Consider the following 13,453-nt stretch of genomic DNA (forward strand, 5'->3'; position numbering starts at 1 on the left):
GTGGATAAAAATATAGAGTTACAAGAAGTAAAAGAACTTCAAAGTAGATTTCAAGCAAGTGCCACTGAGTTGAATCAACAGTTTGAATCATTATTAGGAAAGATAGCGGATTTTAGTGAGATTAATTCATTTCAAGGTGCTGCTGCTGATGGAATTAAAGGCCATTTATCTAGAGTTCATGGAAGTGTTATTTCAGGTTGTATGGTCGCAGCAGAAAGCTTAAGCATGCAATTTGAAAAAGCAATAGAAGATTTTAATAGTTCTGTTGATAGTGATGCAGATACGAAAATTTATGGGAGTTATTTAGATAATGTAAAGCAAAAAATTAATGGGTATAGTAACAGTTTTAATCAATCGAATGAATTAGCACAACAGACTATCAGTTCAATTAATGATATTGTTCCGATCCATTATCCCTCATCATCAGGAATTTCTGAAGGGGTTGAAAAAAGTCAAAAAGAAATCAGTGATACGTTAGAAAAACTAGAGGCTTACAATAGTCAACAAAATGATCTTCAAAATTTTGATGACATGTTACGCGGATTAGATGGTGCTATGAGACAAATACAAGAGACTGAAGGGAACTTTTCTAGTGATACAACCGAAAAACTTCTGTCTGAAGGAACCTTCGCATCTATAGTTGGAGTAGCTAAAATGATTGCGGGATATACGGGTAAAGCGAAAAAAGGAGTAGTCGGATTATTTTCTGGTTATTTACGCCTTGTTTACATGAAAAAAAATTTGGGATTTGGTGTTGATTTTGATGTTAATGCTCGAAAAGGAAAAGGGGCATATGTATTTAAAACTTTAAACGATGCCGATATTGTAGCGGCTTCCAAACTTTTAGCTACAGATGCAAATGAAGATGCTATTTTTAAATTTATTTTTAAAGATAAATTTAAAGTCAAGTACAACAACGAAACAAGAAATGTAATAAAACAAGCAAAAAAAGATATTTATAAATTGCCTGAATTTAAAGCAGGTGAAGATTTTATGATGACTCGGAAGGAAGAAGGTTTTTTTAAGGCATTTAAAAATAAATGGACAGATTCATTTGGGACCGAATTTCAAAAGAGCATTGACGAATTCAATTTTAAGAAATGGCCAGAGACATTTAAAAAACTCAAAGGTACTGGGACGCTCTTCAAAAGTGTGGCAATTATGGGAACAGGGCTGACAGTTGTAGATAATGCTATAAAGTCACAAGATGATGGATTTCAGCTACAGGATGTAAGAGATGTTGCATTAGATACAGGTGTGGACTTAGCATATGCAGCGGGAGCAGCAGCAACTGGAGCGGCGATTGGGACTGCGCTAGGACCACTTGGTACCTTGGCAGGAGGAGCGGTAGGCGCAGTGGCTGGTGTTCTAATCTCAGTAGGTTTAAACACAAAATCTGATAGATTGGGAGGCGAAAGTGTAGTTAGCGGAACAAAGAAATTAGTAAAATGGGCGGTAAATATGAACGATAATTTAAAGTCTGGAAATTATAAAGAATTTACGAAAGAGAATGTAACAGTTATAAAAAAATTGAAGTCAATATTTTGGTGATGAATATAAAATTTGAAAGTAGGATAAGTAAATGTGGAACATAAAAGAAGAAGATTTAGACTTTTTCAAAGTTACAAATAAAAACCGATTAAGTCCTGATGGTGTAATGGCATTTTTAGTTGGAGTCTTTGTATATGCTTCATTACCGATGTTTTTTATTGTTTTGGGTTTTTTACAACTTGGTTGGGAGGCTTATCCAAAATCTTTTGAACGAATAATTGTTTCTGTAGAGTTAGCATTATATATTCTGCAAATCCTTTTTTTGATTATCTATTCATTTCCGAAATTAAGATTTAAATTACAAAAGTTACAAGCCGTTGTAATTGTTTTTAACTCGTTTCAGGTTGCAACGGTAGGTTATGCGTATGTATTAATTGAAGCAATATTTGGATATTCTTGTGAAAATCTAACAGTATTTTATGTAGGTCTATTATTATTAGGAGCGATAATTACTCATATTGTAATAACAATCCATACTTTTAAAAAAGCAAAATATGGAGGCTATAAGTTAGAAGGGGAGTCAGCCTCATTTTTTACTAATACAAAACTTTGGATGTTAATTGGAATGTTTATTTATATAGTTGTCCTTTTGATATTAATCTTTGCAAGTATTCATTTTGCGCTAAAGCCAATGGTGTTCTATTTTTTACAAACAATAATATTATATGTATTTGCCGTTGCATCAGCAGAATTCGTCCTATTGGTGTATTGTCGCTTTAAATTTCCATCATTTAATATTACGTGGGAACAACATGAAAAGGAACGCCAAGAATTTATAGCAAATAGAAAAAGAATCAGAGAAAAAGAACAAAAGAAAAATAAAAATTGAAATGAGATTTGTAAATGATAGTCATAAACTGTTTTTTTTATGTGCGTGGAAGAATCTATTTGTGAAGAAATAAATAAATCACTGTATAAGGGGTAGAGATTATGAAAGTTCAGTATAAAGCATTATCGCTTTTAAATTTAATAAGCATCACTCAAATTGTAAAAAAAGATAATTGGTTATTACCAGCCATCGCACTTAGAAATCAAGTAGTTCATAACGATATATACCCAATAGGACCTGTTCTTTTTACGTATTCACCATTAGAGAATGAACCGGAATATGGTGAATATATGTATTGTGTCCCAGTGAATGGAAGGGTAAATATGGAAGGGGATTCATCTTATGAGTATATTGATGCAATTCTTATTGAAGAAGCACTTTGTGTTAGATTCTCAGATGAAGACGGTGATATTGAAGACGCTTATCGTGTTTTAAATGAATTTGCTGAACAGAATCATATGAAATTAGATAGTAGCTTTTATCACGTATGTTTAGATGTATATGGTGATATGTGGTTGGATATATATGCTCCTATTATTGAAGTAGGTGAATTAGTGCGATGATAGTTGAGGAACAAAGCATTGCTTATACAAATGTTGTATCGAGAGAATATTTTTTTCACTATACTGATATGGAAAAAGTAATAGAAGATTTATTGACAGAAATTGCGCAAGCGAATTTAACGGTCAAAGGTCCAATGTTTTATGCCCTGAAAAATGTACCATCAGATGGAGATATGTTTATTGAATTATTTATGCCAGTATATGAGAGTAGTATTCCTAAATCAGAAACAATGAAGTTTCGAAGTTATTACTATGTTGATAACATGCTAATGAAAAGATATGCAGGAGATTTTGAAACATTAACAGAGTATGCATATGCTGAGATTCTTCAGTATATGGAAGATAATGAACTTGATATGGTCTCACCTATTTATCATATTTTTAGCGGTGATGAAGAGCTACAGTATGTTGAAATAAAAATTGCAGTGGATACACAATAATAATTTAGTGTACTTTTAGTAATAAAGATATGAAAAGTAAAACCCTAATTTTAGTTTTGTTTTATAGAAGAATATAAAGGTATTCTTGAATTAAGAGTTCTAATTGTTATTTTTAGTAGTAAGGGGCCTAGCCTACATATGTGGTTATTTTCAAAAGAAAAACCTTTGTACTTTCAGTAAGAGTGTGGGGATAAAACTGGGGGATTAATTGAACAGAAAATATTGGATAAAGTATCGATGGATGATTGCATAATAGCTGTTGAAATGCTTGATATATTGTTTATATACCTAAATTTGCAGAAGAACTTGCAGCGATTTTATATGTTAGTAATAAAGAATTATCCCGAACGGTTGCTATGTTTGTTGGTACATTTGAAATTTTTGTACAAGTTTCAAACACAACAAAAGTTATTATTCAATGTATTCCGGTAGATGAAGAAATGGAAGAAGAAGTATTTTTGGATATGAAAGTGATTGATTTTAAATATAAGAAAAAATCCACTGACGAAGAGAAAGAAGCAATAGCAGAGTGGATGCTGGAATATAAAAAGATGTGTAAAACAATAGCAGAGCACTATGGAATAGCTTAAAAAGAATCATTATTATAATGTAAGAATATCTGAGATTAATAGAACCTTCTCTTCTGGTTAGAATGAGGAGGTTTTTTATTCTAAGATCTATATGTAATTGATTGAATAATTCGACATGAGATTTTTCAGTTGGATCAATCTGTATGGGTAGTAGTTACGTGCTATAGTTTGCTTTGTTGCTATTTTGAAGGGGAAAGTTTATTCAAAAGTCAATTTGTAAAGAGAGGAAGGTGTTACTTTGAATAAGGAGCGGGATGTTTTGAAAACAGAGAAAAGTTTTTTTGAAAGGACAATAGTATCTATATAAAGCGTTAGAATATACAATGATTCTAATAATAATGTCAATATTTGTGATAATTGCTGCTGTTTATTTTAAAATATATGAGGGTATAGGGGCGGGTGTATTCCTCTTAATCTCGTCATTATTTGCATATGTGGTGTTTTTTAAGAAAAGTAAAAATGCCTAAATTAATAGTGAAAATAAAATTAAAAAGATTAACTATAATACGTTATTTCAAGAGGGAAAGTTTTGAATATGGCATGAATGTATAACAGCAAGAAAACCTTCTCTTTTCATTAAAATGAGAAGGTTTTTATATTTAATCTACATGATTTAAATGAATGTAGTTAAAGGTGGGACACTTGAATGTGTGATATAAAAGAAGATTCAGATAAATTCAGGATGATATGTAAACATCGTTGGAGTTCTGAGGATGCTTTAGGATTTATGATAGGAGAACAATAAGGGAACGTAATGAAACTAAAAATGCCTAGAGTAACTGGTGACAGTATGAAGTTAAAGAGGAAAGCGAAGCAAGATTATGTGAATTATGAAAAGTCTTTTCATAATAATAAATCATTCTAAGGGAGCTGATTTGTTTTGAAGAATTGAAGATCAATTTGCAGCTAAAGTTTAAAATGTGGCGGAGTAAGTTGGGTGAATCATAGACGCAAGAAAAAGAAACCGAAACAAATAAGAAAAGAAGCTGTTCAGATAAAACCGATAGTAGAAGAAAAACCACTAAAGAAGAGTAGCAAAAAGTTAGTTGATATTCTTCTAGGTATTCTTCTTTTCCCAATTTTTATATGGGCTGTCTTGGAAGGTTCTACAACACAAGTAAGCAAAGGGAAGACTTTCCTTATTATCGTTTTCTTTCTCTTAATTGCAATAGGGTTATCTATGATAGGAAACAAATAAGGGGGAGTGCAGATGTTTAAGAAGAAGGAGAAAAAAAACATTTACGTTAGATTGGTAAACACACAAGGGGAAATCATTCGAGAGTTTAATTGTACAGAAAAAGACTTGCGAAAAGTAAAAGAAAATGGTACTGAAATTCGTTTGGTTGGAGATAACTCATATGAGATGGTAGCAACCGATGAACAACTAGAAAAACTAGCAAGAGCTGAAGCAGAAATCGAAGCGGAAATTAAGGCATGGGAAGATGCTTTAAATGAGAGTTTGGATGAACGGGAAGAAAGAGAAGCGAGACAGAAGGAATTGAAAGAAAAGAATAAATGGAGTACAAAGAAGAAAGTAATCGTATTTGGACTGATATTCTTTGTATTTATTGGATTACCTATTATCGAAGGGTATCAAAATAGTAAACTAGTTGAAGAAGGTACATCATTACATGCAGAAATTGTAGGTAGGCATGTAGAGAAGGAATTCATGTTTACACACCCCACACTAGTAGTTGAGGTAGATGGTAAAAAGCATAATGTATGGGTAAGTGAAGAGACATATAACGGAGCAGAGTGGTTAGGTAGACTAAAAATCATCAAAACAAAAGATGGTAAAGTTGAGAAAGACCCTAGATATGAGGGTGAAGACTTAATTACGAGTTATTAAGCAGTATGTTTTTAGTATTCGCTTCTCTCAAATTAAATAACATTATTATTTGCAAAAATCGAATCCATTAAAATAAAAAACAAATTTTAAATAACTGTAATAACCTCCTAGCATATTGTTGATGGGAGGTTATCACCTTTCTGAAGATAAAATTAAAGAGCTATATTATCTTGATACAATTGTGATGACAGTAATGTTTTTACTAAGTGAGTGCAGTTTCGGGGAAACAAAAATAGAGTATGAGGGATATGCTTAAGTGAAAGAGAGAAGAATATTTAGAGCTTTTGAGGAGAAAGAAGGCTATTTGAACTATCAAAAGCATTCTGATTATGTACGGTAATTATACATAAAAGATTATCTAAATTTAGTTACACAAAGATGAATGTACTTAAAAAGTTAGATTACATTAGTATATGTAGGTTTCTTATTTATAGGAGCAGTGATTGTTCATATTGTGACAACGATTGATACGTTTAATCAGGCAAGTGAAGGTGCATTTAGCATGAATGAAAGATCCGCTTCCTTTTTTAGTAAAACAAAAGAAACTATGATGAAAGGGGCTTTAATATACGCATTAATCCTACTTATTTTGATTTATTTTCATAATGATTATACGTTTGATACTTTGATTGGATATGTAATAGGTACTGTTTTACTATATACAGTAGCCGTTGGTGCAGCAGAATTCCAGCTATTGGTGTACTGTAGATTCAAATTTAAATCATTTAATATGACTTGGGAAGAAAATGAGAGAATGCGTGGGAGAACTCGAAAACAAAATAAAAAATTCAAAACGAAAAGTAAATAAGGGTGAAATAGAATTTAAGTGTATGAGAATTATTTAAAACTATATAGAAGGTGAAAAAACTGAATGTGGAATATAAGAGAAGAAGATATGGGTCTTTTTGAAATTGAAAATAGAAATCGATTAAGTCCGGATTATATAAGAATCTTTTATGTAGGAGTTTTTGCATATACTTCTATACCCATGCTTATTATGTTTTTAATTTTTTTGCTGAATGGTGATAAGATTTCTTTAACTCCTTTTGAGAAGATGGTTGTACAAACTGAAGTGAAATTGTATATTTTGGAGTTCGTTTTTTTAATGTTATTCATGTCTAAAAAAATTGCTTTTAAATTACAGAAACTCCAAACCATTGTGACTGTATTTTATTCTTTTCAGTTAGCAACATTACCATTTATGGCTATGGTGGTGGAAGAAATCTTTGATTTTCCATGTGATAATAAAACACTGGTTTATGTTGGTTTAATACTATTAGGTGCAATCTGTATGCACATTGTGGCAACGATTGATGTTTTTAGAAAAGCAAAGCATGGGGGATATAAATTGGAAGGAAAGGCTGTCTCGTTTTTTACTAATACGAAATTATATTTATTGATTGGAATGACAATCATTGTAATAGTTCTACTTGTATTTATTTTTTTAAACCTTAATTATGCATTTGATGAAATGGCAATTTATGTGATACAAACAATAATATTATATACATTTGCTGTAGTATCAGCAGAATTCGTCCTGTTAGTGTATTGTCGCTTCAAATTCCCATCATTTAATATTACGTGGGAACAACATGAAAAGGAACGCCAAGAATTTATAGCAAATAGAAAAAGAATAAGAGAAAAAGAACAAAAGCGAAACAAAAACTGAAATGAAAGTTGTAAATGATACTTGTAAACTTATATTGAAGATAGAATGAATACATTATTCATAAATTAACTAGTAAAGGGAGGAATGTAATATCTTGAATAAAGATTCTAAAGCTGTAAAAAAAGAAAAAGGTTTATTTGAAAGTGTAATAGCACCTATTATTGTGGGGAGTATGTTTATCTTTTTAATTCTATATAAAATAGCAGAGTTTCTGGGGAAGTGGCTCATTATTTTGTCAATACCGAGCTATATTGTTACTATGTTTATTTTTTTATACCAGAAAGAATATGGAGGTGTATTGGTTTGTGGAATAGGCTTAATACTAATGCTATCGCTGTATTTTGTGTTTGTTAAAAAAAGTAAAAAAGGCTAGTTTAATATGAAATACCAAAAACACTTATTTACTCTTAGTTTGTCTACAAAAATAGAGTTATTACATGATTTTAGAAAAGATGGTGTAATTATATGTGGAATATAAAAGAAGAAGATTTAAATGAATTTAAAAGTACTTGCAAGAATCGCTTAAGTCCCGATTGGGCGACAGGATTTATGTTTGGAACGATGTTTTTTATTTCTTTAATAATGTTTTTTCTTATTGGAGGGTTAATAAGGTTTGGTTGGAGTTATTACCCGACTCTCTTTGATAAAATAATTGTTAGCCTTGAGTTAGTGCTTTATAGTCTTCAAGTAATTTTTTTAATTATTTATTTGTTTCCTAAGATGCCATTTAAATTTCAGAAACTACAAACACTCGTGGTACTATTATATGCGTTTCAGCTAGGCACTATAACATTTACAATGTTGATAATTCCAGGAGCGTCAAATTATTCAATTGATCAAGTTACATTAATGTATGTCGGGTTATTATTTTTAGGTGCAGTCATTTTACATATTTTAGCGACTATTGATACTTTTAGACAGGCAAGTAAAGGGGCATTTAATACGGGAGAAGAGTCCTTTTCATTTTTTAGTAAAACAAAGAGGACTGCAATTAAGTGTGCTCTAATTTATGTGTTAACTCTTCTCATTTTAATTTATGTGCATAATGATTATACACAAAATATTTTAGGATTGTATGCGGGAGGAACTCTAATCATGTACGCAGTAGCCATAGGTGCAGCAGAGTTTCAATTATTAGCTTATTGTAGATTTAAATTTCCATCATTTTATATTTCGTGGGAGGAACATGAAAGGGAACGTCAGGAATTCTTAAAGCGTTATAAAGAGAGAGAGGAAAAGAAAGCAAAATAAGTTTTGGTTTCTGAAAATTCGAACAGAATATATAAACAATTAAGGATTGTATAGAAATCGATGCTATTAAAAATTAAAGTATCTTCAATATAATCTGTATGAGTAAGTAAATATCAGTAAGTAAAGGTGAAATGTATTACTTTCCAAAAAGAAACATAATGAACTTAAAAATGCCTAGAGAAATCAACGGGGTGTCAGTATGAAGTTAAAGAAGAAAGCCAAGATGATGATAGTTCTGTCAATAATAGCAAATTTATTAAGTGGATGTGGTTTTGGGGAGACGAAGATAGAGTATGAGAGATTAGTAAAGGCGTTGGATGAAGGTGATATGAAGACGGTTATGTCTGCGAGTGATGGCGGGTATGCTTATGTAAAAGAAGAGATTAGGGATAGCACGTTTTGGGCGGAAAATGATAATCGCATTAGCGTTGTATATCAAACAACAGGAGGAGTATACAATATTAAAGAAAAAAAGTTCTATGGAACAACTTTGCAAGAAATTGCTAGTTCATTAAATAGTGAGCAAAAAAAAGAAGAGATTGTATATAGAACTAGTATTAAATATGAAGATAATCAATCAAAAAGTCCAGATCAAAATTTGGATGTTTCGAATGTTCGATTTATATTTAATAGATTAAAGGGAATAGATAGTTTAAGACCCAAAAAAGATAAAAAAAGATTTAGTGAGTCATCCAAGGTAACATATTACTTAACCGAATCGGAATTTCAAGAAATAATTAATGATAAGTTAAAGGCGGACTACGATAAATTTGATGAAGCAATATTATTAATGGAATTTAGTTCGGCGAAAGATTCAAAAGAAAATCCAATGGAATTCACTACAATAAGCATCACAATGGGATATGAAAAAAAGAATAAAGAAGGCCGATTAATAAGGCATGATCAAAAAATGGCAATCTATTTAAATAGTAAAGAAGATAACGATAAAGCTTCTAAAACCCGATATGAGGAGTATGAAAAACAATATTTGAATAATAAGTAATGTATAAAATAAGGGGAAAGGTGTAATTATGGCATGAGTAAAAGGTTAGTTAAAAAAATAGTTATTGTAATGACAGTAACGTTTTTACTAAGTGCGTGCAGTTTCGGGGAAACAAAAATAGAGTATGAGAGATTAGTAAAGGCATTGGATGAAGGGGATATGAAAACGGTTATGTCTGCGAGTGATGATGGATATGCATATGTGAAAGAAGAGACTAGCGAAAGTACTTATGAAGAAAAAGAAGATGGTGAACATAGCAGGATAATATATCAAACAACCCATGGAGTATATAATGTGAAAGAAGACGACTTATATGGGGAAACAACTCAAAAGGTTGTTACTGATATAAAAAATGATAAAAACGTTGGTAGTAATCAAAATTACAAAAAAGAAACTGTCTATAGTACAAATTTGAAAAATGAAAAATCCCGTTCAATAGCCCAGAATCAAGGCATAGATGTTTCATATGTAAAATTAATGTTTAGAGGATTAAATGAACTTAGTAAATTGAAACCGAGTGAAGATAAAAAAAGATCTAGTGAACCGAGCATAATAAGCTATGATTTAACTGAATTACAGTTTAAAAGCATAATGAATGATAAGTTAAATTTAAAATATGATAAATTTGATTCTGCAATATTGATGATCGAATTTAATACGCCTAATGATACAAAAGAAGATCAAATGAGAATAATACAAATAACAATATCAGTAAATTATGAAGAACGAAAAGAAGATAAGCTTATAAAACGCAATCAAGAAATTTCAACATATTATCATACCAGAGAAGAGAATAATCAAAGTTCCAAAAAAGAATATGTAAATTATGAAAAAGAGTATATAAATTAAAAATAATATATTTTGATTGAATTTTGAGAATGATAAATGTTGTGAGGATATGAGTAAAGGGGTAGTGAAAAATAGTTACTGTGATAACAGTTATGTTTTGCTGAGCGCGTATAGTTTTGGTAAATCAAAATAGAGTATGAGAGTCTAATAAAGGCATTGGATGAAGGTGACAAGAAGACGGTTATACTTAATTGAAAGAAGAATATTTGGAACTTTTGAGGAAAAAGAATACTACTTGAACCATCAAAAGGCATTCTGGTTAGATGATTATGGTAATGATATACCTAAAAGATTATCTGAATTTAGTTGTACAAAGATCTATGTACTTAAAAATATTAAGAATGTAATAGAATTTTAGTGCACGAAAATTATTTAAACTGTATAGAAGGGGAAATGTCAGGGTGTGGAATATAAAAGAGGAAGATTTAGAAGCATTTCGGATGACATGCAGAAGCCGTTTAAGTCCAGAAGGTGCTACGGGTTTTATGCTTGGAACAATATTTTATATTTCAATATTTATGTTTATTATTTTTGTAGGTGATTTGAATTACTACAACAATTTTTTTGATAGAACAATTGTTAAAACTGAAATTGTGTTATTTAGTATTCAAATTATATTTTTAATTATATATCTATTTCCGAAAGCATGTTTTACATTTCAAAAGTTACAAACGCTAATCGTATTACTATATGCGTTTCAACTTGGAACGATATTATTTGTAGTTTCAATTATTTCTGAAATGGCTGATAATTCGATTGGTAGGATGTATACCGGGCTACTAGTTGTAGGAGCAGTTATTATCCATATTGCAGCAACGCTAGATACATTTAAACAAGCAAGTGAAGGTGCATTTAGTGGTGATGAAAGATCCACCTCGTTTTTTAGTAAGACAAAAGGAGCTATGATAAAGGGGGCTATAATATATATATTAATACTACTTATTTTAATGTATTTTCAAAATGATTATTCAATTGATTTTTTTGTTATGTATGGAGTAGGAACTGTTTTAATGTATGCGGTTGCGATCGGAGCGGCAGAATTTCAACTATTGGTGTACTGTAGATTTAAATTCAAGTCATTTCATATGTCATGGGAAGAGAATGAGAGAATGCGTGGGAGAATTCGAAAGCGAAATATAAAATCCAAATCGAAAAGTAAATAAGAGTGAAATAGAATTGAAGTGAATGAAAATTATTTAAACTGTATAGAAGGTGAAATGTCAGGGTGTGGAATATAAAAGAAGAAGATTTAGATAAGTTTCGAATGACATGTCAAGGGCGTTTAAGTCCTGAAGGTGCTGCGGGTTTTATGCTCGGAACGATATTTTATACTTCATTATTTATGGTTATTATTTTTGTGGGAGGAATGGATTATTATACTACCTTGTTTGATAAGGTAATTGTTAGGATTGAATTAGTGTTATATGGTTTGCAAGTAATGTTTTTAATACTATATTTATTCCCTAAAGCTCGTTATAAATTTCAAAAATTACAAACGCTCGTGATATTATTATATGCATTTCAACTTGGAACTATCGGATGCATGTTATTTGTTCTTTCTGGGATGATAGAGCATTCAATTGATCGCAATACATGTGTTTATGTAGGGCTATTAGTATTAGGTGGAATTATTGTTCATATTGTGACAACAGTTGATACATTTAAACAAGCAAGCGAGGGTGCATTTAGTAGTGAAGACAAATCAGCTTCGTTTTTTAGTAAAACAAAGGGACATGTTATACAAGGTGCTGTAATTTATGTGTTAATTCTTCTTGTTTTGATTTATATAAATAATAATTACTCATTAAACACAATGTTTGGTTATGTTATGTGTAATGTTGTTATGTATGCAGTAGCAATAGGAGCAGCAGAATTCCAGCTCTTAGTGTACTGTAGATTCAAATTCAAGTCATTTCATATGACGTGGGAAGAGAATGAGAGAATGCGAAAGCGAAATACAAAATCCAAAACGAAAAGTAAGTAAGAGTGAAATAGAATTTTAGTGCACGAAAATTATTTAAACTGTATAGAAGGGGAAATGTCAGGGTGTGGAATATAAAAGAAGAAGATTTATATAAGTTTAGGATGACATGTAAAGATCGTTTAAGCCCTGAGGGTGCTATGGTTTTCTTTATTGGAGGGATAGTTTATACTTCAGTATTTATGTTTTTTATTTTTATGGGGGGCTTGGAGTATTATAATACTTTCTTTGACAAAACAATTGTTAAAATTGAAATTGTTTTATATAGCTTACAATTCATCTTTTTAATTCTATATTCATTTCCAAAAGCACGTTATAAATTTCAAAAGTTACAAACGCTCGTTGTAATATTATATGCATTTCAATTAGGTACAATAACATTCACAGCGTTGATTCTTCCTGGGATTTCTGAGGATTCAATTGACAGAATTACATTAATATATGTAGGTATGTTATTCCTAGGAGCAGTCATTGTTCACATTGTGACAACTATCGATACGTTTAAACAAGCGAGTGAAGGTGCGTTCAGTAAGGATGAAAGATCTACCTCATTTTTTAGTAAAACAAAAGGGAATGTGATGAAGTGGGCTACACTATATACACTAACCCTTCTTGTTTTGATTTATTTTCATACTAATTATGCGTTCGATGTCTTAGTCCTTTATGTGGTAGGTACTGTATTAATGTATACAATTGCTGTCGGTGCAGCTGAATTTCAGCTATTAATGTATTGTAGATTTAAATTCAAGTCATTTCATATGTCATGGGAAGAGAATGAGAGAATGCGTGGGAGAATTCGAAAGCGAAATAAGAAATTCAAAACGAAAAATAAATAAAATATTAATAGAATTTTAGTGCGCGCAAAATAATTGAAACAT

General features: G+C 30.8%; 16 protein-coding genes and 2 pseudogenes. All 18 read left to right on the plus strand.

Annotated features, from left to right (window positions below):
- The 18 genes and pseudogenes from ACX9TM_RS10830 to ACX9TM_RS10915 all read left to right on the plus strand — a co-directional run bounded on the left by ACX9TM_RS10830 (window position 1) and on the right by ACX9TM_RS10915 (window position 13,411).
- On the plus strand, window positions 1-1,551 hold the full coding sequence (locus ACX9TM_RS10830; RefSeq protein WP_063220151.1) for a T7SS effector LXG polymorphic toxin: 1,551 nt from the start codon (window positions 1-3) through the stop codon (window positions 1,549-1,551).
- 31 nt (window positions 1,552-1,582) lie between these two features.
- Window positions 1,583-2,380 (plus strand): hypothetical protein, encoded by a 798-nt coding sequence (locus ACX9TM_RS10835; RefSeq protein ID WP_063220152.1) that lies wholly within the window; start codon window positions 1,583-1,585, stop codon window positions 2,378-2,380.
- A gap of 101 nt (window positions 2,381-2,481) precedes the next feature.
- A complete protein-coding gene (locus tag ACX9TM_RS10840) occupies window positions 2,482-2,943 on the plus strand; it encodes a DUF5085 family protein (protein WP_063220153.1) in 462 nt (153 codons plus the stop codon).
- Entirely contained in the window at window positions 2,940-3,383 is a 444-nt protein-coding gene (locus ACX9TM_RS10845; protein ID WP_063220154.1) for a DUF5085 family protein, read from the plus strand. The genes ACX9TM_RS10840 and ACX9TM_RS10845 overlap by 4 nt, the downstream gene beginning before the upstream one ends.
- 356 nt (window positions 3,384-3,739) lie before the next feature.
- Window positions 3,740-3,973, plus strand: coding sequence for a hypothetical protein (locus tag ACX9TM_RS10850; protein WP_224742176.1), 234 nt, complete (start codon window positions 3,740-3,742; stop codon window positions 3,971-3,973).
- A 238-nt stretch (window positions 3,974-4,211) separates the two neighbouring features.
- A pseudogene (locus ACX9TM_RS10855) lies at window positions 4,212-4,440 on the plus strand (hypothetical protein).
- A 470-nt stretch (window positions 4,441-4,910) separates the two neighbouring features.
- Window positions 4,911-5,171: a hypothetical protein gene (locus tag ACX9TM_RS10860; RefSeq protein WP_001016543.1), complete on the plus strand. Its 261-nt coding sequence runs from the start codon at window positions 4,911-4,913 to the stop codon at window positions 5,169-5,171.
- A gap of 12 nt (window positions 5,172-5,183) precedes the next feature.
- Window positions 5,184-5,822, plus strand: coding sequence for a hypothetical protein (locus tag ACX9TM_RS10865; protein ID WP_048519319.1), 639 nt, complete (start codon window positions 5,184-5,186; stop codon window positions 5,820-5,822).
- A gap of 400 nt (window positions 5,823-6,222) precedes the next feature.
- A pseudogene (locus tag ACX9TM_RS10870) lies at window positions 6,223-6,630 on the plus strand (hypothetical protein); the annotation flags it as partial.
- A 63-nt stretch (window positions 6,631-6,693) separates the two neighbouring features.
- Complete coding sequence (locus tag ACX9TM_RS10875) at window positions 6,694-7,491, plus strand: hypothetical protein (RefSeq protein ID WP_063220156.1); 798 nt, start codon at window positions 6,694-6,696, stop codon at window positions 7,489-7,491.
- Between the two features lie 94 nt (window positions 7,492-7,585).
- Window positions 7,586-7,864 carry a hypothetical protein gene (locus ACX9TM_RS10880; RefSeq protein WP_001030798.1) on the plus strand — a complete coding sequence of 93 codons (279 nt, stop codon included), beginning with the start codon at window positions 7,586-7,588 and terminating at the stop codon, window positions 7,862-7,864.
- Between the two features lie 92 nt (window positions 7,865-7,956).
- A complete protein-coding gene (locus tag ACX9TM_RS10885) occupies window positions 7,957-8,742 on the plus strand; it encodes a hypothetical protein (RefSeq protein ID WP_072770257.1) in 786 nt (261 codons plus the stop codon).
- 199 nt (window positions 8,743-8,941) lie between these two features.
- On the plus strand, window positions 8,942-9,745 hold the full coding sequence (locus ACX9TM_RS10890; RefSeq protein WP_063220158.1) for a DUF3952 domain-containing protein: 804 nt from the start codon (window positions 8,942-8,944) through the stop codon (window positions 9,743-9,745).
- A gap of 33 nt (window positions 9,746-9,778) precedes the next feature.
- Window positions 9,779-10,594, plus strand: coding sequence for a DUF3952 domain-containing protein (locus ACX9TM_RS10895; protein WP_063220159.1), 816 nt, complete (start codon window positions 9,779-9,781; stop codon window positions 10,592-10,594).
- 147 nt (window positions 10,595-10,741) lie between these two features.
- On the plus strand, window positions 10,742-10,789 hold the full coding sequence (locus ACX9TM_RS10900; protein WP_229163603.1) for a hypothetical protein: 48 nt from the start codon (window positions 10,742-10,744) through the stop codon (window positions 10,787-10,789).
- Between the two features lie 206 nt (window positions 10,790-10,995).
- Window positions 10,996-11,757: a hypothetical protein gene (locus ACX9TM_RS10905; protein ID WP_000267152.1), complete on the plus strand. Its 762-nt coding sequence runs from the start codon at window positions 10,996-10,998 to the stop codon at window positions 11,755-11,757.
- Between the two features lie 62 nt (window positions 11,758-11,819).
- Window positions 11,820-12,578, plus strand: a complete 759-nt coding sequence (locus tag ACX9TM_RS10910) for a hypothetical protein (RefSeq protein ID WP_063220160.1) — start codon at window positions 11,820-11,822, stop codon at window positions 12,576-12,578.
- A 62-nt stretch (window positions 12,579-12,640) separates the two neighbouring features.
- The gene (locus tag ACX9TM_RS10915) at window positions 12,641-13,411 is read left to right on the plus strand and encodes a hypothetical protein (RefSeq protein ID WP_000267165.1); all 771 of its coding nucleotides are present in this window, start codon (window positions 12,641-12,643) and stop codon (window positions 13,409-13,411) included.
- Window positions 13,412-13,453 lie beyond the last annotated feature (42 nt).

It is taken from the genome of Bacillus sp. LH1, from assembly GCF_057924895.1.